Origin of the sequence: Nostoc sp. (genome assembly GCF_036917235.1) — a bacterium.
GTDB lineage: Bacteria > Cyanobacteriota > Cyanobacteriia > Cyanobacteriales > Nostocaceae > Nostoc.
Genome location: NZ_JBALDU010000103.1, coordinates 25974 through 46894 on the forward strand (window position 1 = coordinate 25974; position 20921 = coordinate 46894).

Annotated in this window: 16 protein-coding genes and 2 pseudogenes; 8 read left to right on the top strand and 10 right to left on the bottom strand. The window is 43.5% G+C overall.

Annotation, left to right across the window (positions count from 1 at the left end):
- The first annotated feature begins 38 nt into the window (after positions 1 to 38).
- Positions 39 to 725 (top strand): Uma2 family endonuclease, encoded by a 687-nt coding sequence (locus tag V7K44_RS29560; protein ID WP_334937082.1) that lies wholly within the window; start codon positions 39 to 41, stop codon positions 723 to 725.
- Positions 726 to 778: 53 nt separating this feature from the next.
- Here V7K44_RS29560 and V7K44_RS29565 read toward each other — a convergent pair whose 3' ends face one another.
- The 8 genes and pseudogenes from V7K44_RS29565 to dnaJ all read right to left on the bottom strand — a co-directional run bounded on the left by V7K44_RS29565 (position 779) and on the right by dnaJ (position 7353).
- A complete protein-coding gene (locus V7K44_RS29565; RefSeq protein ID WP_334937084.1) occupies positions 779 to 976 on the bottom strand; it encodes a DUF6887 family protein in 198 nt (65 codons plus the stop codon).
- Positions 960 to 1151 (bottom strand): DUF6888 family protein, encoded by a 192-nt coding sequence (locus V7K44_RS29570; RefSeq protein WP_442940725.1) that lies wholly within the window; start codon positions 1149 to 1151, stop codon positions 960 to 962. The genes V7K44_RS29565 and V7K44_RS29570 overlap by 17 nt, the downstream gene beginning before the upstream one ends.
- A gap of 69 nt (positions 1152 to 1220) precedes the next feature.
- Positions 1221 to 2810, bottom strand: coding sequence for a glycoside hydrolase family 57 protein (locus tag V7K44_RS29575; RefSeq protein ID WP_334937088.1), 1590 nt, complete (start codon positions 2808 to 2810; stop codon positions 1221 to 1223).
- Positions 2811 to 3411: 601 nt separating this feature from the next.
- Positions 3412 to 3981, bottom strand: a complete 570-nt coding sequence (locus tag V7K44_RS29580) for a Uma2 family endonuclease (protein WP_334937090.1) — start codon at positions 3979 to 3981, stop codon at positions 3412 to 3414.
- Between the two features lie 44 nt (positions 3982 to 4025).
- Positions 4026 to 4745 (bottom strand): annotated as a pseudogene (locus tag V7K44_RS29585) (Uma2 family endonuclease).
- A 93-nt stretch (positions 4746 to 4838) separates the two neighbouring features.
- The gene (rsgA, locus tag V7K44_RS29590) at positions 4839 to 5969 is read right to left on the bottom strand and encodes a small ribosomal subunit biogenesis GTPase RsgA (protein WP_334937092.1); all 1131 of its coding nucleotides are present in this window, start codon (positions 5967 to 5969) and stop codon (positions 4839 to 4841) included.
- Positions 5966 to 6223 carry a sulfurtransferase TusA family protein gene (locus V7K44_RS29595; protein ID WP_334937094.1) on the bottom strand — a complete coding sequence of 86 codons (258 nt, stop codon included), beginning with the start codon at positions 6221 to 6223 and terminating at the stop codon, positions 5966 to 5968. The genes rsgA and V7K44_RS29595 overlap by 4 nt, the downstream gene beginning before the upstream one ends.
- The gene (gene dnaJ, locus V7K44_RS29600; protein ID WP_094347888.1) at positions 6223 to 7353 is read right to left on the bottom strand and encodes a molecular chaperone DnaJ; all 1131 of its coding nucleotides are present in this window, start codon (positions 7351 to 7353) and stop codon (positions 6223 to 6225) included. Before dnaJ ends, V7K44_RS29595 begins: the two co-directional genes overlap by 1 nt.
- 166 nt (positions 7354 to 7519) lie before the next feature.
- Between dnaJ and V7K44_RS29605 the strand changes: the two genes are divergently transcribed.
- Complete coding sequence (locus V7K44_RS29605; protein WP_099102333.1) at positions 7520 to 7798, top strand: hypothetical protein; 279 nt, start codon at positions 7520 to 7522, stop codon at positions 7796 to 7798.
- A 188-nt stretch (positions 7799 to 7986) separates the two neighbouring features.
- Here V7K44_RS29605 and dnaK read toward each other — a convergent pair whose 3' ends face one another.
- Both dnaK and grpE read right to left on the bottom strand, forming a co-directional pair.
- A complete protein-coding gene (gene dnaK, locus V7K44_RS29610; RefSeq protein ID WP_334937097.1) occupies positions 7987 to 9945 on the bottom strand; it encodes a molecular chaperone DnaK in 1959 nt (652 codons plus the stop codon).
- 227 nt (positions 9946 to 10172) lie between these two features.
- Positions 10173 to 10919, bottom strand: coding sequence for a nucleotide exchange factor GrpE (gene grpE / locus V7K44_RS29615; RefSeq protein WP_334937098.1), 747 nt, complete (start codon positions 10917 to 10919; stop codon positions 10173 to 10175).
- A gap of 442 nt (positions 10920 to 11361) precedes the next feature.
- Between grpE and V7K44_RS29620 the strand changes: the two genes are divergently transcribed.
- The 6 genes and pseudogenes from V7K44_RS29620 to V7K44_RS29645 all read left to right on the top strand — a co-directional run bounded on the left by V7K44_RS29620 (position 11362) and on the right by V7K44_RS29645 (position 20781).
- The gene (locus V7K44_RS29620; protein ID WP_334937100.1) at positions 11362 to 13365 is read left to right on the top strand and encodes a GspE/PulE family protein; all 2004 of its coding nucleotides are present in this window, start codon (positions 11362 to 11364) and stop codon (positions 13363 to 13365) included.
- Positions 13366 to 13462: 97 nt separating this feature from the next.
- Positions 13463 to 14593 (top strand): annotated as a pseudogene (locus tag V7K44_RS29625) (type IV pilus twitching motility protein PilT); the annotation flags it as partial.
- 182 nt (positions 14594 to 14775) lie between these two features.
- Positions 14776 to 15999 carry a type II secretion system F family protein gene (locus V7K44_RS29630; protein ID WP_334937104.1) on the top strand — a complete coding sequence of 408 codons (1224 nt, stop codon included), beginning with the start codon at positions 14776 to 14778 and terminating at the stop codon, positions 15997 to 15999.
- A gap of 121 nt (positions 16000 to 16120) precedes the next feature.
- On the top strand, positions 16121 to 16681 hold the full coding sequence (locus tag V7K44_RS29635) for a hypothetical protein (RefSeq protein WP_334937106.1): 561 nt from the start codon (positions 16121 to 16123) through the stop codon (positions 16679 to 16681).
- 425 nt (positions 16682 to 17106) lie between these two features.
- Positions 17107 to 18201, top strand: a complete 1095-nt coding sequence (locus V7K44_RS29640; RefSeq protein ID WP_334937108.1) for a serine/threonine-protein kinase — start codon at positions 17107 to 17109, stop codon at positions 18199 to 18201.
- Between the two features lie 552 nt (positions 18202 to 18753).
- On the top strand, positions 18754 to 20781 hold the full coding sequence (locus V7K44_RS29645) for a serine/threonine-protein kinase (RefSeq protein ID WP_334937110.1): 2028 nt from the start codon (positions 18754 to 18756) through the stop codon (positions 20779 to 20781).
- Positions 20782 to 20921 lie beyond the last annotated feature (140 nt).

Sequence of the window (20921 nt, forward strand, 5' to 3'; positions counted from 1 at the left end):
TATTGAATCTAGCCCTAGTTGAGTTGAGGGATTTGCCCATGACAGCCTCAGTAGAGTATATCCCCGTTACCCCGATTGAGTACCCAGATGAGGATGGTAAGCCGATGGCTGAAGGTGATATCCAGTGCACTTATTTGACTTATGCAAGAAATGCGCTAAGGATTTATTTTCAAAATCACCCAGATGTATACATCGCTGCTAATCTATTTATTTACTACGAAAAAGGTTATCCAGAATCGGTTGTCGCACCAGATGTATTTGTGGTGTTTGGAGTGGAAAACCGTGACAGACGCTCTTACAAAACCTGGGAAGAAAATAATCAAACCCCAGATTTTGTTCTAGAGATTACCTCAAAAACCACCCGCAGCAAAGACCAAGGTGCAAAGAAAGGAATTTACGCCTTTCTGGGAGTGCGTGAATATTTTCAATATGACCCCACAGGCGATTATCTCAATCCCCAACTCCAGGGTTTACACTTGGTTGATGGTAATTATTTTCCAGTAGCAGCCAATACCCTGCCAGATGCTACAGTGTCTCTACCCAGTGAAGTTTTAGGACTAGAGTTACGCCTGGAAGCAGGAAAACTACGTTTTTACAATCCCGCTACAAGTCAAATACTGCTAACTCATGAAGAGGAAGCAGCCGCACGACAAGCCGCAGAAAAGAAAGCGCAAAGATTAGCTGCTAAACTCCGAGAATTGAATATTGATCCAGATAGCCTTTAAGGTGGGTAAATAACACCCACCCGATTCTTACTTACTGAAGTTGGAGAATAATCTTAAAGCTCTCCGTTAATCTTACGCCTGATGATTTCCATCTGGGCTTGCATATCAGCTTCGGTAACAGGCATAGGATAGCCTTTAGAATTAGGGTCGCGTTTGCTCATCAGAAAACGTAGAGCTTCAGTGTCTTCGCGGTTTTTCACGACGTAAGCTCTCAACTCTGTAAAACTCATTTGCTCATAATTTTGGTTCATTGACAAAATCCCAAATACCATTACTCAAAATGATGATTTGAACTTCATCTCCAGCCAGGATGTAAACCTGTCCGGTTTGATCGTCAAATCGAAATAAGCGGATGTCTTTATAAAGATTTGACAGCATTTGGCAAACGCTTACACAGGCTAAGGCTTGTTCTGTTGTTGGTAAAATAAACGCTCCTCACTACTAATATAGGGTAGGCAATGCCCACCCTACTAATGTTGATTACTTTGTGTGAGACTATAGCGGACGATAGACGCGATAGTTGATTTCGGGAAAGATATTATCCATTAACTCGACTTTTTCCAACCAACCACTGTCAACTTTGCCGACTTTCACATCTTCGTAGAGCTTATTGAACCGCATCAGGTGCGATCGCGTCCGTCTAACTGCATAGGGTACCATCGTTCCCGTCCGCATAATAAAAGCCCAGTCGGAAGATTGTGCTAATAACAATTCCCGCGCTGCTTGGTTCAATGCTTTTTCCCCCAACTCATCTTCTGGTTCCAGATGGGAGATTTCAATCATCCGTTCAGCAGCTTTGTGCAAATGCGGATAAATCCACGCATTCGTTTCATTCAACCAATACTCATGGAAACCCTTGAAACCCCAACTCGACTGCGAAGGACGACACACTTGCTGAGTTGGCTGATCTCGCAAATAGTCTGCTAAATGGGTCATTTGATATGTTTTTTGGTCATACCACGATTTGCGGAATAGGTAATCAATGAACCAAGGGCCTTCATACCACCAATGTCCAAATAACTCTGCGTCATAAGGCGAAACGATTACTGGCGGTCGCTGCATTATACCATAGAGATGCTCAGATTGCCGCTCTCGGTTATACATAAAATTATCAGCGTGTTCTGCGGCCTTTTCTCTAGCCCAATAAGGATCGTAAAGTGCCTTATCTGAAAGTCCTAAGCCACGCCCCGTAATTTTGTGATACTTGATGCCCGTATTTTTCCGCTGACCATTGGGCATAATATAGGGCTTAATATACTCATATTCTGCTTCCCAGCCCAAATCTTTGTAAAATTCTCGATATTCCGCAGCCCCAGGATAGCCCACCTCAGAAGACCATACCTGTTGGGAGGATTCATGATCTCGACCGAAGACAGCAACACCAGTTTCCGTATAAATTGGGGCGTAAGTGCCAAAGCGCGGACGGGGACGAGCGTAAAGGATGCCATGCCCATCAGTGAGGAAGTAGCGTAACCCAGCATCAGCTAGCATCCGCTCTAAACCTTCATAGTAGGCACATTCCGGCAACCAAATGCCTCTGGGTGCTTTTCCAAAGGTTTGCTCGTAATGTTCGCAGGCTACCTGAATTTGCGCCCACACTGCTTGCGGATACATTTTCATCAGCGGTAAATAGCCGTGAGTAGCGCCGCAAGTGATAATTTCTAGGTTGTTACTGTCTTGAAACTTCTTAAAAGCTGTCACCAAGTCCCCGCCGTAGCGTTCCCATAGCTGACGCGCTTCGCTAAATTCAGTCGCGTAATGTTCGGCTAGATAACGGAGATGCCCGTTGTTGACATTATGTTTTGCTTCTAGTGCTATAAGTTCTTCTAGTTGAGCTAAGTGTGCTTCGTAGCGTTCTTGAAGCAAAGGATCGCGAAGCATCGACACTAAAGGGGGTGTCATACTCATCGTGATTTTAAAGTCGATACCGTCTCGCTTTAAGCCTTCAAATACTTTCAATAAGGGGATGTAGGTTTCTGTGATGGCTTCATAGAGCCATTCTTCCTCCAGCACGTAGTCACTTTCCGGGTGACGAACGAAGGGTAGATGTGCGTGGAGTACAAGCGCGACGTAGCCGATAGCCATAGTGATTTTGGGGTGATACTTGTAAGTTGAAGGTCGAGAGGTTTGGCCGAAATTAACAATATTTTAAGACTTTATGGGGATCGTAAGAATAGTTTTCAATTGAGTTAATTACAGTGCTTGTGAGGACACAACATTTGTTATGCCTCCATCGCCTTTTGTTATTAACTAGTTGTAAAATCTGCCTATTTGTTTATTGTATAATCCTACACTGAAAATATTTACTCCGGTTCAAGACCTTTAGCTGGTAAGTGTTCTGCCAATTTTTCACCTAACTAACCTCAACAATTCAAGGTGCGTTAGCCTACGGCGTAACACACCTTACTTCAAATTTATATTTCTTCATATACATTGAATTTTGATCGCCGACTTACTCAATTGCGGGTTTGCTTCTTCTCCCGGCAATATTCTGGCTTAACGTGCGCTTCTATAGGAGGCTCACGTTGGTTTAAAAAAATGTCATTTATAACTGAGTCTTCCGAGAAATCTGGCAGTATTTTTTACTTTCTAACTTGGGTTTGTACTGGCTCTGCCCTTTGCCTAGTTTGTTGGTGTAGCTGAGTTTGATGAGCGATGTCTACAGCGGGCTACGCCTAGGCTAAAATTATCCAAAAAAACGCTGAACTCGAATGCCGAAACCTGGTAACAATGGTGATGTGATTTCGTCATCAGCCAACAAGGTTGCGATCAGTTTTAATTGGGCAGCTTCTCGGCGATAAACTTCTAGCTGCTGTAATTGCCAATTTGCAATCCAATATTCTTGCACTCCTGTGGATGAGTATAGTTTCAGCTTGGCTTCTCGATCTCGACGTTCGTTAGTTGTCCCAGGAGAAAGCACTTCCACAATGAGTTCTGGCGCTCCTCTCAAATGCCCTTCATCATCTAGCAGTTGTGCTAAACGCTCATGACTAATCCAAACTAGATCGGGTATGACATTATCGGCATCTGTAAAAATTATGCCGGGAGTTGTAATAGGTTCACCTATTTTACTGGAACGAGACCAAATTTCTAATTCTAAATAAATATTACCACCAGTTCGCTGATGTTTCCAGTGAGGCGCTCTGGTCACAAATAGCTCTCCGTCAACAATTTCATAGCGCTTCCATTCGTCAGTTGTGAGTAATTCTAAGTCTGAGGTTGTCCAACGAACTTTATCAGATATTGTTTGGTTCATAGCATTATTTTCCCATGCCTAGTTTAGAGATAAAATTCTATTTTTCAGAATATTTGCTCAGGATCAATACCTGCGGCTCGCAAGCGTTCTGCCAATATTGCAGCCCGTTGACGTTCTTGTTCTAGTTGTTGATTTGCTTCTTCCTCTGGCAACATCACCAGCTGTCCATCTGGTGTAAAGAAGCGTAATTTGCCCAAATATACTGCCAAATACAGCCCTAACTGCTGACTCCACAACCAACCTTACTCAGTGGGTACAAGGTCTTGATATTGCCCATCAACTAAGTGAAATCCCTGTAATTCTAGGTTATTTGGATCAAACCAAAAGTAATCTGGAGTGCGAAATGTATTCTGGTAAATTTGCTTTTTTAAACCTTTATCAACCGAGGCAGTAGAACTAGATAATAGCTCAATAATCACATTGGGGTATTTGCCATCTTCTTGCCACACAACCCAGCTTTTGCGGTCTTTTTTCTCTGTATCTAAAACCACAAAGAAATCAGGTCCTCGAAATTCTTCTGACTTTTTCTGATTGGGACTGAAATAGATTGTCAGGTTGCCGGTAGGATAAAAATCCTCGCGTTGGCGCAGCCCGTCGTAGACATCGCGCCACCACCATTTAATCAAGCGAATGAGTAAATCAATTTGTTCGCGGTGTAAGTCAGATTCCAAGGGGGGTTCGTCACTATAGATATCACCCGGTGAAAAAATTATACTCTCAGTGACAGCTTGTAAACCAGGGGTGTTGGCAAGGTGCTGAGACATACAAGATAGTTTTATATGTTTGTATCTATGCTATCGTGACCAACCTTTGCATTATGAATGCGTAGCCACAGCCCGTCATAGACATCGCACTCCTTATTCCTCATCCCGATATAACTCTTGCAAGTCCTGTAACTGAGTCTTTCGGGAAATCCGGCGATATTTTTTACTTTCTAGCTTGGGTTCGTATTGACTCTGCCCTTTGCCTTTGCTTTTGCTTTTTAACTTCATGGTAGATTCTGGATCGGCTTGTTGGTGTAGCTGTGTTTGATGAGCGATCGCAGCGTCCAAAAATTCTAAATAATGTTCGTATCGTTCCCAGTCTCCCCGCACAACACATTCAGGCTCGTCTCGATGCAGACAATCACTGAACCGACAGCTAGCAACTGCTAACTTTTCTCTGGCTTCTGGGAAATAATGGATTAATTCTTCTGGTATACAATCCATATCCGGCTGATTAAAACCGGGAGTGTCTGCCAGTAAACCACCACTAGGTAACTCAAATAATTCTATATGGCGAGTGGTATGACGACCACGAGCCAGTTTACCAGAAACTTCTCCGACTCGCAGCTTGGCAGAGTCAATCAGCGTATTAATCAGGCTGGATTTACCTACACCAGAAGGCCCAGCGATTACAGTTATTTTATTGCTCAAATATTTGGCTGCTTGCTCAGTATTAATACCATCTTTAACGCTGATAAATATTGGTTCATAGCCCCAACCAAGTAGGCGATCGGTAACTTGTTGTTGTTCCTGCGGTGAAATTAAATCACTTTTATTCAAGCATAAAAGCACATCCAAGCCAGTAGACTCAGCTTTAATGAGAAACCGACTCAGCTGATAAGGTTCCAAAGGTGGGTCGGCAACGGCAAATACCAAGAGGATTTGGTTGACATTGGCGATCGCCGGACGATCTAACTCACTTTGGCGGGGTAAAACCTCAGCGATCGCTCCCCGTCCTCCAGCCCAATCTGGCTCTTCTACCACAACGCGATCGCCTACCATCACCTGTTGTCCAATTTTTTTCAGACGTGTTCTTCGGGTACAAAGCAAAAGAGGAGGCGAGGGGCAGTGGGGCAAAAGGGTATTTAAATTCAGTTTTTCCTCTGCTTTCCTCCTCCTCTGCTCCCCTGCCTCTTGCTCCATCTGTACTCGGTAAAAATTAGCCTGTACAGCCACCACCGTACCCAATAACTGTCCAGTTGCGTCAAAAATTTCCCCTGTCATTGGCTAGCAACTGGACGGCGCACTAACAGAGAAAAATAAGTAGTGCAGTCTGTAATTTGTTCCACCTGATAACCTGCCATTGTCAAACTATCAGGAACCTGCTCAATCGGCTCACCAGGGTCTAACCAGACTTCTAGCAAACCTCCCAATGGCATTTTCTCTAGACGTAGTTTTGTCCGCACGAAATTAATCGGGCAAGGGGTGCCGCGTAAATCCAGTTGAGCATCGGGAGTTAAAACAGAAGAGGGCATCATCACTTAAATAAATTTCCCAAGAATCCTTCTAGACCGCCTTTACCAGTCCGATCGCCCTTAATTTTAGCTAGCTTCTCCAGCAGTTCCCTCTCCTCTGGGGTGATTTTATTGGGAATATCAATTAATACGTTCAGCATGTGATCCCCACGACTTACGGGATTACCCAAACGGGGTACGCCGCGATTTTCCAACTTCATCACTGTATTCGGCTGAGTTCCAGCTGGAATGATTAGTTCTACTGGCCCATCTACTGTATCTACCTCTAACCGACAACCTAAAATCGCTTGCAGGTAGCTAACTTTGATTTCCGAGAGAATATTAATCCCATCTCGTTGGAATTCCTCGTCCTCATTCACGAACAAGTAAACGTATAAATCCCCAGGAGGACCACTACGTTGACCGGCATCTCCTTCACTAGAAATCCGCAAACGTGTGCCATTATCCACCCCCGCTGGAATGGTAATTTTGAGTTTCTTTGTGACTTGATTTGCGCCCTTACCATCACACGCGTCACACTTATCTTCAATTACCATCCCTGTGCCATTACAGGTGGGACAAGTCGAGACTTGGGTGAAACTGCCAAAGGGTGTTCTAGTTACACGGCGGACTTGAGCCGAACCGCCACAAGTCGAACAAGTCCGAGGTCGGGTTCCAGGTTTAGCACCAGAACCGCTACAAACTTCACAATTTTCTAGATGGGAAATGCGAATTTCTTTTTCGCCACCAAATATCGCTTCCCGAAAGTCTAACTTCAGGTCTAGCCGCAGGTCATCACCCCTCGCAGGCCCACTGCGGCGTCTTTGTTGGGTGGGATTACCCATACCACCAGCAAAGCCACTAAAAATGCTTTCAAAGATATCGGCAAAACCACCCATATCGCCGACATCTTGAAAGCCCGCGCCAGCAGCACCCGATACACCCTCTGGGCCAAAGCGATCGTAACGAGCGCGGGTTTCGGGTTCTGAGAGTACCTCATAAGCGCGGTTAATTTCTTTAAAGCGATCCTCCGCCCCCGGTTCTTTGTTCACATCTGGGTGATACTTCCGGGCTAGACGGCGATAGGCTTGTTTGATTTCTTCTTTGTCAGTGTCACGAGAGACACCCAGGATTTCATAGTAGTCGCGGGCCATATAGCAAAGGTAAAAGTTAGAAGGAAGAAAGCAGAAGTCAGTAGAACGTCATTCACGGTCACTTGCTACCCTATGGATAAGTATTTTGCTTACAGATATGCAAGAGCAAAACATTATCCTTTAAAGGGCGGCTTGCCGGAGGGCAGGCAGAAGATAAAATTAATTTTTGTTAATAACTGATTTTACCCTTTACCTTTTACAAAAATCACCGACAAATCTTGAGCAACAGGTGCTTTCCTCGTGGGAGACGACAAAAGCTATAGAAGTTAGGAACAGGGGGAGCCTCTGCTCAGACTTCTCACTGCCGAGTCGGCTGTCTCTTTTACAATTGTGCTACGTAGGAGAGGAAAACCTCGCCCATCAACCAGAGGGGCTAGCCGCACCATTAGGTGTGGAAAACCACCCTTATGCAATGGAAGTGGCTCTGAACTTGCACATTGCCTAGCCCAAAGTAATTTGCTTCTACAATCTAGCAAACCGCTGGGGTCTTGTGAAACTTCGCTAAATATTTAGATATATTAAAATGTCTTAATAAAAATTTACAACTTAGAAAGTGGGAGCAGGGAAGATGAGGCAGACAAGGGGACAAGGAGAATAACCAATGCCCAATGCCCAATGCCCCATGCCCAACCCCTAATCTATCGCCTCATAATCAGCCTGAGCGGTACTTTCTTCGTCAAAATCAAAGTTGAATTGTGGTATTAGCGTGCCATTCATTGGTGAGTCTACTTCTGGGGTAAAGTGACCAGATGAACCCCCCTCAATCTCATCAGTTTGGCTGTTAGCTCGATTGTAAACATCAGCACCAATTGCAAACAAGGTTTGTTGGAAGTCGTCTAAGCGCTGCTTAAATTCCACTGTGGAAATGCTGGAGTCAATCATTGCCGCTTGGAGTTGTGCAACTTTTTCACTAGCCAAAGTTTTCATCTGGTCGCCGATAAAGTTGCTATTATCCTTGATGGTGGATTCATAACTGAACAACAAATTATCTGCTTGGTTTTTGAGTTCAACCAGTTCTTTACGTCTTTTATCTTCTTCGGAAAACAGTTCGGCCTCTTGGCGCATCCGTTCGACTTCGTTGCTACTCAAACCACCTGTATTAGTAATCCTGATACTCTGTTCTCTACCTGTACCTTTATCTTGGGCAGAAACCTTCAGGATACCATTGACATCGATTTCAAAGGATACTTCAATTTGCGGTACACCACGGGGCGATGGGGGAATTCCTGCTAGCAAAAACTTGCCGAGACTCTTGTTATCTCGTGACATCGCTCGTTCACCTTGGAGGATGTGAATTTCCACTGAGGTTTGCCCATCAACAGCGGTGGAAAAAACTTGTGACCGACTCGTAGGAATTGTAGTGTTGCGTTCAATGATTTTGGTGAACACTTCACCTAAAGTTTCAATTCCCAAAGACAGAGGGGTGACATCCAGTAGTAAAAGATTATCGACTTCGCCACCCAACACACCTGCTTGGATAGCTGCTCCCAATGCTACAGCTTCGTCAGGGTTGATGGAGCGATCGGGAGCTTTGCCGTTGAAAAACTTAATTAGCGCGTTTTGGACTGCCGGAATACGGGTAGAACCACCTACCAGAATAATCCGATCTATGGCTTCTGGTTTGAGATCCGCATCTTTGAGCGATTGGATCAGTGGTTCGATGGTCGCTTCAATCAATTTCGCGGCGAGTTCTTCAAATTTCGAGCGACTGAGTTCCATCTCCAGATGCTTTGGCCCGGTGTCATCAGCTGTGATAAAGGGCAAGTTGATGGAGGTATTCACCATACTGGAGAGTTCAATTTTTGCCTTTTCCGCAGCTTCCCGCAGGCGTTGCAGTGCCATTTTGTCTTTGGAAAGGTCGATTTTGTCTTGTTCTTGGAAACGTTCCATCATCCAAAGGACGATCGCATTATCAAAGTCGTCTCCACCCAAGTGGTTGTTACCACAAGTCGCCTTCACTTCAAAAACGCCATCCCCAAGTTGCAGGATCGATACGTCAAAAGTACCGCCTCCCAAGTCAAATACTAAAATTAGCTGCTCTTGGTCTTGCTTTTCCAATCCGAAAGCTAAAGCCGCAGCTGTTGGTTCATTAATGATTCGCAGGACTTCTAAACCTGCAATTGTGCCAGCATCTTTAGTTGCTTGTCTTTGGGCATCTGTGAAATATGCTGGTACGGTGATCACTGCTTGAGTAACCTCCTCACCCAAAAAGTTTTCCGCATCCTGCTTCAGCTTTTGCAGGATCATGGCAGATAATTCTTGTGGCGTATAATTTTTTGAGCGAATTTGGACATCAACAGTCTCGTCTCGACCTTTGACACAGTTGTAGGGGACGCGATCGCGTTCTATTTCAGTATCTTCCCAACGCCGCCCGATGAATCGTTTAATACTGTAAATCGTGTTTTCTGCATTGGTTACGGCTTGGCGCTTTGCCAATTGACCAACCAAGCGATCGCCACTCTTCCCAAATCCCACAATACTTGGAGTAGTTCGTCCACCTTCAGAATTGGAGATTACAAGTGGTTGACCACCCTCCAAAACTGCGACGCAACTGTTAGTAGTGCCTAAGTCGATCCCAATAACTTTTCCCATATTTGCCAGTATTTTTACTGAATATTTCTGCTGTAATTTATCGCGGACTAACTTTTTTACTAAGAACAAAGGCTAGCGGATAACGTCTGTGCAACCCCTGTTGCTGATAGCAATCATGAAGTTGAAACACAGAGAGTTATCCAAAGCCTTGTCCAAGTTTTAGGTACGCGATGCTCGTCTTTGCTATAACCCAGGCACTTGAGGTCAGCGAGGCGAGCGACTACAGCTTAACTGCTGGCTGAACTCGACTGATCTTCTGGTGCAAAAGGTGTATCTTCCTTGGGAGCAGCTACTTTGACCATTGCATGGCGTAGCACGCGATCGCCCAAGTAATATCCGCGCACTAACTCTTCTAACACTGTTCCTTCAGGATGTTCATCCGTAGGTTCCCGCATTACTGCTTCGTGCAGGTTAGGATCGAATTCTTGACCTTCGGGACGCATTGGCGATACACCCAAGCGTTTCAAGCTATCTACTAATTGTTTGTAAACCCCTTGGTAACTTTTGTGCATGGTCATTTCGGCATCAGACTGTGGTTTGAGATGCGATCGCGCCCGCTCAAAATTATCGACTACTGGTAGCAATTCCAAAATCGTATTTCGCTTCACCTGCAACTCTAGGTCTTCTTTTTCTTTGCTAGTGCGTTTCCGGTAATTCTCAAAATCAGCGGCAATCCGCATATATTGAGTACTACGCTCTTCTAGTTGCGTTTTAACGGACTCGATTTGTTGATTCAGTTCTGCCAAAGCTGCCCTTTCTACTTCAGTTTTCTCAGTTGCAGCGACGCTATTTTCTGGATTGACAGCAGTATCGCCTGATATATTTGTTTGGGCTGCCACTTGCTCTGTCACCTCGCTGCCAGATTCATTGAAATTAGTTTGGGCTGGGAAGTCACTCTTCATTGCTTGCTTTACCTCTGTTGGTTCACCCAATTGCTGGCTTGTATTGTTTATCTGTTTATTTTCATCGATCATTGTCTATTCATTCCAGATTCTATTTATGGCAGTGTATCTCCACAGCTTGCAACCGTCGTCATCCACGACTTGCAACTGAGGCTGATTTTATTGCCGACAAGTTCCTGGAAGTGATATAACCGTCCTCTTATTGTGACAAATGGTGAACACGTTAGCCCAGACACCACTAAGGCGGGAACCCGAACGAGTAGGACTGGGGACTGGGGAAATTGGTAAATAGATCCGCGCTGTAGGGGTTTAGTAAAAGGGCGGTTAAAAACCGCCTCTAGACGAGGCTTTACCCACCTCCGTGGGTTTAAAACACTCAATTTTTCTTTAGTCCGCGCAGGTGGACTTTGTTTGTGTAGCCGCGAATTCTATTCGCTTTTTTGGAAAATGAGAATTCTATCTCCCAGGCTGGGAATACTTTAAGCAGAGGTTCCCCCTACTCATTCGCTCATTTATGAACTCGTCACCACAACGGCGCAGTACCGCTCTAACTACCAGAACAGAGTTTTCGCCCTTCGGCAACAAGCTAGTACAATCTGGCTATGTCAATACCGAACAGATGAGGCAGGCATTAATTGAAAGTCGCAAATCTGGCAGACCCTTAACGGAAGTATTAGAGTCAATTACTGGGCAACAACTATCGCCTGAGTTGCTCAGGCAATACAAAAAACAGCAGCTATTTGAACTGAAAATACTATACGGAGTTGAATTCCTCGATCCAGAAGTCAATTCCGTTGGCAACACGATGATGGGGAACCTGATTGAAACCCTCATCCCAGTGGATATCTGCCGTCGCCATCGTTTAGTACCACTGTCGAAACACGAAGACCAAACCCCGCCCTCAGTTTTAGTGGCGATGGTTGCTCCAGATAATCTAGAGGCTTCCGATGACCTGAATCGCATCTTGCGCCCCCAAGGTTTGGCCTTGCAGCGCATGGTGATTACCCAGGAAGATTACCAGCAGCTAATCAACCAATATTTGGATGAAATGGCTGTTAAGCAGAAGCACCTGGAACAAGAAAAGTTTACAGATATTAATCAGGATTTAGAAAACCTCGGAAATCTCGATCTTTCGGATGCTCCTGAAGAAATGGAGGCCGATCTAGGGGCAGCGATGAAGGGTGCAGAGGATGCCCCAGTCATCAACCTAGTCAATAGAATCCTGGCTAAAGCGTTGCATGAGGGCGTTTCTGATATTCATATCGAACCACAAGAAGAAAACTTACGCATTCGCTTTCGGAAGGATGGGGTACTGAAGGAAGCTTTCGATCCCCTACCGAAAAAAATTATCCCGGCGGTGACAGCCCGATTTAAAATCATCTCCAATCTAGACATTGCTGAACGCCGTATGCCCCAAGATGGACGTATCAGGCGGATGTTTGAGGGACGTAAGGTGGACTTCCGGGTGAATACCTTACCCAGTCGCTACGGGGAAAAGGTGGTACTGCGGATTTTGGATAACTCCTCCACCCAACTGGGATTAGATAAGTTAATTACCGATCCAGAGACTTTACATATTGTCCAGGATATGGTTAGCCGTCCTTTTGGGCTAATTTTGGTAACTGGACCAACTGGTTCTGGGAAAACAACTTCGCTGTATTCTGCACTCTCTGAAAAGAACGATCCCGGAATTAATATCAGTACCGTAGAAGACCCAATTGAGTACAGTCTTCCAGGGATTACTCAAGTACAGGTGATTCGGGAAAAAGGGCTGGATTTTGCTACTGCGTTGCGGGCTTTCTTGCGACAAGATCCAGATGTGCTACTGGTGGGTGAAACGCGGGATAAGGAAACGGCAAAAACAGCTATTGAAGCTGCCTTGACCGGTCACTTAGTATTAACTACTTTACATACCAATGATGCCCCAGGAGCGATCGCTCGTTTGGGAGAAATGGGGATTGAGCCTTTCATGGTTTCTAGTTCCCTAATTGGCGTTTTAGCTCAACGTTTGGTGCGGCGCGTATGTTCTGAATGTCGTGTTCCCTACACTCCCACAACCGAGGAACTGGCTCGTTATGGTCTATCAGCTTCCTCTGATGTGGGAGTCACCTTCTATAAAGCTAACACCTTGACATTAGATGCGATCGCAGATGCCAAAGCCAAAAATCACCTTTGCCCAAAATGTAATGGCAACGGCTACAAAGGGCGTTGTGGTGTTTATGAAGTTATGCGAGTCACCGAAAACCTGCAAACTCTCATTAACGAAGATGCACCCACCGAACGCATCAAGGAAGTGGCAATAGAAGAGGGGATGAAAACCTTGCTGAGTTACAGTTTAGACTTAGTGCGCGAAGGTTCCACCACTTTAGAAGAAGTAGAACGAGTGACGTTTACTGATACTGGCTTGGAAGCAGAGTTAAAAGCCAAACGCAAGACTGGTCTTACCTGTCGGAGTTGCGATGCCACATTGAAACAAGAATGGCTGGATTGTCCTTACTGTATGACAGCTCGGTTTTAAGACTAGTCATTAGTCATTAGTCATTGATGAATGCTTAATAACTTTAAACAACTGACAAATGACAAAGGACAAATAAAAAACATTAAAAGGAAGCAGAACTATGGAAATGATGATTGAAGACCTGATGGAGCAGTTGATTGAATTGGGTGGCTCGGATATGCATTTATCCGCAGGTTTGCCTCCCTACTTCCGCATCAGTGGTAAACTCACCCCCATAGGTGAACATATATTGACAGCCGATCAATGTCAAAGGCTGATTTTTAGTATGCTCAACAACACCCAGCGTAAAACCTTAGAGCAGAACTGGGAGTTGGATTGTTCTTATGGTGTTAAGGGTTTGGCTCGCTTTCGGGTCAATGTTTATAAAGAACGTGGTTCTTATGCTGCTTGTTTACGAGCATTAAGTTCTAAGATTCCTAACTTTGAAAAATTAGGTCTGCCAGATATCGTGCGGGAAATGACAGATAAGCCCAGAGGGCTAATTCTGGTGACAGGCCCTACAGGTTCCGGCAAGACAACGACCCTCGCGGCAATGATTGACTTGATTAACCGCACCAAGGCAGAGCATATTTTGACGGTGGAAGACCCAATTGAATTTGTCTACGAACCAATTAAAAGTTTGGTTCACCAACGGCAACTAGGTGAAGATACTAAGAGCTTTGCTAATGCTTTAAAAGCAGCTTTGCGGGAAGATCCAGATATTGTTCTGGTAGGGGAAATGCGCGATTTGGAAACGATTTCCTTGGCGATTTCCGCAGCAGAAACAGGACACTTGGTATTTGGCACGCTACACACCAGTTCTGCCGCACAGACAGTTGACCGGATTATTGACGTTTTCCCCCATGAAAGACAAACCCAAGTGCGGGTGCAGTTGTCTAACTCTTTAGTGGCGGTATTTAGCCAAACCTTGGTGTCTAAGAAAAACCCTAAACCCAATGAATATGGCCGGGTGATGGCTCAAGAAATTCTGATTGTTACTCCTGCTATTTCTAACTTGATTCGAGAAGGCAAAACATCTCAAATTTACTCAGCGATTCAAACTGGCGGCAAGTTGGGGATGCAAACTCTAGAGAAGGTTTTAGCCGATTTTTACAAAAATGGAACCATTTCCTTTGAAGCAGCGATGTCTAAGACTTCTAAGCCAGATGAAATCCAACGTCTCATCGGTACTTCTGTGCCACCACAGGCAGCAGGTGCGAAACCTGGTGCGGCTGCCAAAGCGCATTAAAGGAACTGGGAAGTAATGATTTTAGATTTTGGATTTTAGATTGAAATTTAATCCAAAATCTTCAATCCCTTCGGGTTCAGCAGTCACTCATGGGGGAAACCCCCAAGACCGCGCTGCTTCACCAAAATCCAAAATAAAATTGCCCCATGCCCAATTAATAACAACTATTTTGAATTTATTTTATGCCAAACTTCGTTGCCCGTGTTCGGGATTCGCAAGGAAAATCTCGAACCGAAAAAATTGTTGCCGAATCCTTGGTACAAGCTCGGACTAATCTCAGAGATCAAGGTTTTGTAATCCAAGAACTCAAGCAATCTCAGGGATTTCAGCCAGATGTTGCCTTCAAAAAATTCCAGAATTCCTTAGTTAAGGTTTCTGTGAAAGACAAAGCTGTTTTTTCGCGTCAATTTGCCGTTTTGATGAATGCGGGAGTTGCGATCGTTAGAAGTCTGGGGGTACTTTCTGAACAGTGTAGTAATACTAAACTGAAACAAGCCCTGGTGGAGATTAGCACCGATGTTCAAAGCGGAATGAATCTTTCAGAGGCAATGCGAAAGCATCCTGACTGTTTTGATGGATTATATGTGAGTATGATTCAAGCTGGCGAAGTTGGTGGTGTTCTAGACGAAGTATTGAATCGTTTAGCTAAGTTGTTAGAAGATGTTGCTCGTCTACAAAACCAAATTAAATCAGCAATGTCTTATCCAACTGTTGTGGGTTTTATCGCAGTTGCTATTTTTCTTGGCATGACCATTTTTCTGATTCCGATTTTTGCCACGATTTTTACACAAATTGGAATCTCATTACCACCTCTAACGCAATTCTTGATGGATGCTAGTAAGTTTTTGAGAAGTCCGGGTGCTTTCGTCCTGCTTGCTGCTCTTATAGGACTAAAATTTGCCTTTACACAATACGGTAAAACTCCTACTGGACGCATCACAATCGATCGTCTTTCCCTCAAGATGCCATTGTTTGGTGACTTAATTCAAAAATCTTCAGTTGCCCGCTTTAGCCGGACTTTTGGTTCTTTGACTCGTTCAGGTGTACCAATTTTAACTTGCTTAGAAATTGTCCGAGATACATCAGGAAACCAAGTAATTGCCAATGCCATAGATGCAGCCCGCATGGAAATTCAACAAGGAGGTATGATTAGCATTGCTTTGCAAAAAGATGCCGTTTTTCCAGCTATGGCAATTCAGATGATTAGTATCGGAGAAGAAACTGGAGAATTAGATGGAATGTTGATGAAAGTTGCTGATTTCTATGAAGATGAAGTTGAGCAAGCAGTAAAAGCAATGACCAGTATTTTAGAACCGGTGATGATTGTAGTTCTAGGGGGAATGGTAGGAACCATTTTGCTAGCGATGTATCTGCCGATGTTTGCGGTATTTGAAAAGCTGGGATAAAGGATTAATAGTTAAGAGTTAGAAGTTAGGAGTTAGGAATAGAAACATTTTTTTTCTAACTTTTAACTTCTAAACGATTAATTTTATTCTTAACTCCTAACTACTCATTATTTAATAAACTATGACTGTGCAAAAATCTCAGTACGAAGCAAGTTTGGCAGAGTATAGCAATCATCTAGCTGCGATCGCCTTACTAAAGCAATATCGGCCATACTTGGAGATGATTCCCAGTCTGCGCCGTCCAGATGAAAGTGTCATCACTATACCTTTGCCAATCGTCCGGCTTCGGAATACTGCTACAACAGCCCCACAAACAATTTGCTTACCCTGTGATGTGGCAATTTTGATGTGCGATCCAGAGTGGAAAATCAAAACTGGAGCAGAAATTTTAGTCTTTATTCATCGCGCTCACGAAGATTTTTCTGATTTGTTAGGACGTTGGCGACAAACCCAAGTTTACCTAGACAATGATTATGAGTGGTTGATGCCTCTCCGTCACAGTCATATTTTGAGTGAGGGAGCTAATGCTATATATCCTCTATTTATCGTTTTTAGTGATACTTTAGAACGCATCCAAAGAGGTCTTGTGGGAGCCGAACTCCCATTTATTATGCAAACACCAGATTTGCTGGTTGAGGAGAATCTCACAGATATTTTCTCTTCACAAACTCCACCAGTTTAGGTACTTACAGCAGAATTCAGAATTCAAGCAAGAGTAAAATACGCTCTATACCTGGCTAACAGATGAATCGTTGTGTACCTGACTAGTTTGAAATCTGCTGTATAGTCAAAAAAACATCATAAATGTACTAAGCGTGAAACTACATATTTTTACCCCCGGCTATGCCGTCCCCCTTTTGCTAAACTAGAGGGGTTTTATTATTGCATCTTCATACAAAATTGTTATAAGTACCCACGCAACAGACTTTCACCTCTAACAAACTACAAATTAGCTTGTGACATATCCGTAAAAGGACCAGTTCTACAAAAATTTATTTTTACTTTTTGAAGAGTAATGAGGATTTAGCAAAGATTCAGTAATCTTACTGTTGCCAATAAAGAATTGTCATAGAATTAGAGACATTTAAAAGCAGATACTTTATACTAATGAATCGTTTTTCTCAAAAAACAACGAATTATCAACAGAGCATTTCACAACAAACTCAGTTGAGTCAGATGTGTGGTTCCAAAAGGCTATTTCGCGATCGCTATGAAATACTGCAAATTTTAGGTAGAGGTGGTTTTGGTGTGACATTTTTAGCCAAAAATGCCGTATTACCTGGGAATCCACTGTGTGTCATTAAACAGCTTTGTCCAAAAGTGACTAGTCCCCAAAGTTGGCAAAGGGCGTGTATGCGCTTTGAAAAAGAAGCAAGAACTTTGGGGCAACTCGGTAGTCATTCGCAAATTCCCATGCTATTAGACTACTTTCAGGCCAATGGGGAGTTCTTTTTAATTCAAGAATATGTACCGGGTTTGACTTTGGCGCGAGAAGTGCGGCAAACTGGGCCCAAAAGTGAATCCTCAGTTAAGCAGTTCTTACAGGAATTATTACCTGTATTACAGTATCTTCATAAACATCATGTGATTCATCGGGATATTAAGCCTCAGAATTTATTGCGGTGTGAATATGATGGCCGCATAGTGCTGATTGATTTTGGTGCGGTGAAAGAGAAATTAGTTGACGCTTGTGAAAACTCAATCAATCAAGCTGCAAATACCAACTTTATCGGTACTAGGGGATTTGCACCACCAGAACAGTTTTCTCTACGTCCAGTTTATGCCAGTGATATTTATGCACTGGGTGTAACTTGTATTTATATGTTGACTGCTAAAAGTCCTTTAGAATTGGACTACGACCCAAATACTGGTGAAATATCTTGGCAAAAACAGGTAAATATCAGCAACAGTTTCGCCCAGATTTTAGGAAAAATGGTGAAAATTACTTTAGAGGATCGGTTTAAGACTGCCGACGATGTGATGAAAGCTTTAAAAAGTGAAAGCTATTTGCCTACTTTGGCTAACTGTCTAACTACCCAAAAATTAAATAATAAAAATATTACACAACACGAAATTACACAAAACAAAATTACACAACATGAAATTATACAACACGAAAATTATGATGTATATATGCCACCTGTAGCCAGAACTGCTAGTGCCATTCGGAAATGGAGAGCAAGATTCAAGGAAACAAGATAACATACAGCAGAATTCAGAATTCAGAATGGACTACGCCCCGCTACGCTAACAGGAGTAAAACACGCTTTATACCTGGGTAACAGACTTAGCTTGTGTATCGCACCAACTTGAAATCTGCTGTAAGTTGCAGCCTTTTTAGCTGAAGTATCAAATGAATAATTAATTATGGGCAATTTAAAATAGCCAAAACAAATTTAGTAAGCATTTTAACTATATTTGGTAGTCAGTAATGATTCATTAATCGGGGTTTATCTTCAATACTTAGTCAGTTGTCGCTTGCCAAGATACAAGCAAAATTACTAGCTTTAAAACTTCCAAAAAATATTTTTATTCAAATTATTATATAATCGATAGAATAATTAATCTTATGGCTCTCGTAGTTTTCCACAGATGAGGAAGACTGACTACTATTTACAAAAGCTAACTATATAAGTAATTCCCCAATCCCCAGAACAGGGTTTATCTACCACAAGTAAGCGAGAGTCAATTATCTTAAGGGAAAGTTCGGGGCAAACTTAGCCTAAGTTGTCACGCAGTCGCGCCTGTCAGATCATGATCTGCTGCTTAAATCCCGATTGCTCAAATCCCCTGAATCCCAATGGAAAGAAGTTTTGCCAAAGTTGTAGCACCCCGCTGGTGTCACTTTTAAGAAATCGCTTTCGTGTGATCCGAGTCCTTTCAGATGAGGGGGGATTTGGCAGAACCTATCTATCAGAAGACGTAGATAAACTCAATGAACGCTGTGTTATCAAGCAATTAGCTCCAAAATTCCAAGGAACTTGGTCGCAAAAAAAAGCGATGGAGTTGTTTGCCGAAGAAGCGCAGCGACTACAAGACCTTGGGGAACATCCCCAAATCCCGACTTTGATAGCTTACTTTGAGCAAGACGGCTGCCTATATTTGGTGCAGCAGTTTATCAATGGAGATAATTTGTTAAAGGAGTTGCAACAACGCAAGGCTTATAACGCTAGAGACATTCAATCTATTTTGCTAGATTTACTGCCCATCCTCAAATTTATCCACGATCGCAAAGTTATTCATCGAGATATCAAACCAGAAAATATTATCCGCAATAAAAATGATGGGCGATTATGCCTGATTGATTTTGGCTCCTCAAAGCAATTTACCGCCAAAGTTCAGCAGAAATCTGGCACATCCATTGGTTCGCATGGTTATTCTCCCCTAGAACAAATTAGAGATGGGAAAGCTTTCCCCGCCAGCGACTTGTTCGGTGTGGGGGCTACCTGCTTTCATCTGCTAACGGGAAATTCCCCGTTTCAGTTGTGGATGGAATCTGGGTACGCCTGGGTGAGTAATTGGCGAGAATATTTGCGGAGTCCGATAAATCCTGAGTTGGATTTTGTCATCGACAAGCTTTTAAAAAAAGATATCCAGGAACGTTACCAGTCAGCCGAAGAAGTCCTGAGAGACTTGACTCCCAAACAACTCCTCGCCCTGCCACCGGCGGGGAAGTCATCTGGTAAATTACCACCAACTAAAGCACCAGTTTTACCAAAAAGTTATCCATTACTGAGAATTTTAATCTTGGTAAGTGCTTTCATTCTGTTATTTGGATTCAGCGAATCTTGGTATAAACATTTTCGCCGGATTCAAACCAGTTTGGTCTCTAGGTTGATTCAACACAATAGTCCTGGTAAAAATGACGCGATTTTGAGTCAGATTAGCTTGGGTAAGGTTTCCTTGGATAACACCCTCCAAGGACACAAAAACTCAGTTTTATCTGTCGCCATCAGCCCCGATGGCAAAACCATAGCCAGCAGTGGCGACGATCACACAATCAAACTTTGGAATCTCGCAACCGGAAAACTAATCGCTTCACTCAACGGGCATTTTCAGCAGGTGAATGTCGTAGTAATTAGTCCAGATGGCAAACTTCTGGTTAGTGCCAGTGATGATAACACCATTAAAATCTGGAATTTGGCAACGCGCAAACAAATTCGCACTCTTATAGGTCATTCTGACTCAGTTCATGCCCTAGCCATCAGTGCTGATAGCGAGACTTTAGTTACTGGCAGTGATGACAACACGATAAAAATCTGGGATTTGGCAACAGGAGAGCAAATTCGGACACTAGCAGGGCATACATTTTGGGTGCGCTCGGTGGCTATCAGTCCTAATGGTGTGATTCTGGCCAGTGGCAGTTTTGACAAGACGATCAAAATTTGGAATCTAGCAAAAGGATACCCAATCCGCACACTAGAAGGAAATTCTCAAACAGTGACAACTGTGGCTATTAGCCCAAATGGTAAAACTTTAGCCAGTGCTAGCCGCGATCGCACCATCAAACTTTGGAATTTAGCTACCGGAAGAGAACTTCGCACCCTAGCGGGACATGGCAACACTGTCACATCCGTAGCCTTCAGTGCCGATGGTAAAATTATTGCTAGTGGTAGCCGCGATCGCACTATTAAACTGTGGAATACAGCTACAGGAGAAGAAATTCTCACATTAGCAGGGCACACTAACACCGTAACATCTGTTACCTTCACTCCTGATGGCAAAACCCTTGTTAGCGGTAGTGAAGATAACACTATTAAGATTTGGCGGTTGTCTCAGTGAGTGGGAATTAGGGATTGGGGATTGGCGATGAAGGAGAGTTAGAATCTCGTTCATCCACCTTTGAACTGGATGAATCCATATCAAAGACTCGTTCATCCACCTTTGAACTGGATGAATCCATATCAAAGACTCGTTCATCC

Excerpts from the sequence above, each read along its gene's own strand:
- dnaK (WP_334937097.1), bottom strand. The coding sequence starts at position 9,945 with ATGGGAAAAGTTATTGGGATCGACTTAGGCACTACTAACAGTTGCGTC.
- V7K44_RS29645 (WP_334937110.1), top strand. The coding sequence starts at position 18,754 with ATGATCTGCTGCTTAAATCCCGATTGCTCAAATCCCCTGAATCCCAAT.
- V7K44_RS29560 (WP_334937082.1), top strand. The coding sequence starts at position 39 with ATGACAGCCTCAGTAGAGTATATCCCCGTTACCCCGATTGAGTACCCA.
- V7K44_RS29630 (WP_334937104.1), top strand. The coding sequence starts at position 14,776 with ATGCCAAACTTCGTTGCCCGTGTTCGGGATTCGCAAGGAAAATCTCGA.
- dnaJ (WP_094347888.1), bottom strand. The coding sequence starts at position 7,353 with ATGGCCCGCGACTACTATGAAATCCTGGGTGTCTCTCGTGACACTGAC.
- V7K44_RS29565 (WP_334937084.1), bottom strand. The coding sequence starts at position 976 with ATGAACCAAAATTATGAGCAAATGAGTTTTACAGAGTTGAGAGCTTAC.
- V7K44_RS29620 (WP_334937100.1), top strand. The coding sequence starts at position 11,362 with ATGAACTCGTCACCACAACGGCGCAGTACCGCTCTAACTACCAGAACA.
- grpE (WP_334937098.1), bottom strand. The coding sequence starts at position 10,919 with ATGATCGATGAAAATAAACAGATAAACAATACAAGCCAGCAATTGGGT.
- V7K44_RS29635 (WP_334937106.1), top strand. The coding sequence starts at position 16,121 with ATGACTGTGCAAAAATCTCAGTACGAAGCAAGTTTGGCAGAGTATAGC.
- V7K44_RS29575 (WP_334937088.1), bottom strand. The coding sequence starts at position 2,810 with ATGGCTATCGGCTACGTCGCGCTTGTACTCCACGCACATCTACCCTTC.
- V7K44_RS29640 (WP_334937108.1), top strand. The coding sequence starts at position 17,107 with ATGAATCGTTTTTCTCAAAAAACAACGAATTATCAACAGAGCATTTCA.
- V7K44_RS29580 (WP_334937090.1), bottom strand. The coding sequence starts at position 3,981 with ATGAACCAAACAATATCTGATAAAGTTCGTTGGACAACCTCAGACTTA.
- rsgA (WP_334937092.1), bottom strand. The coding sequence starts at position 5,969 with ATGACAGGGGAAATTTTTGACGCAACTGGACAGTTATTGGGTACGGTG.
- V7K44_RS29595 (WP_334937094.1), bottom strand. The coding sequence starts at position 6,223 with ATGATGCCCTCTTCTGTTTTAACTCCCGATGCTCAACTGGATTTACGC.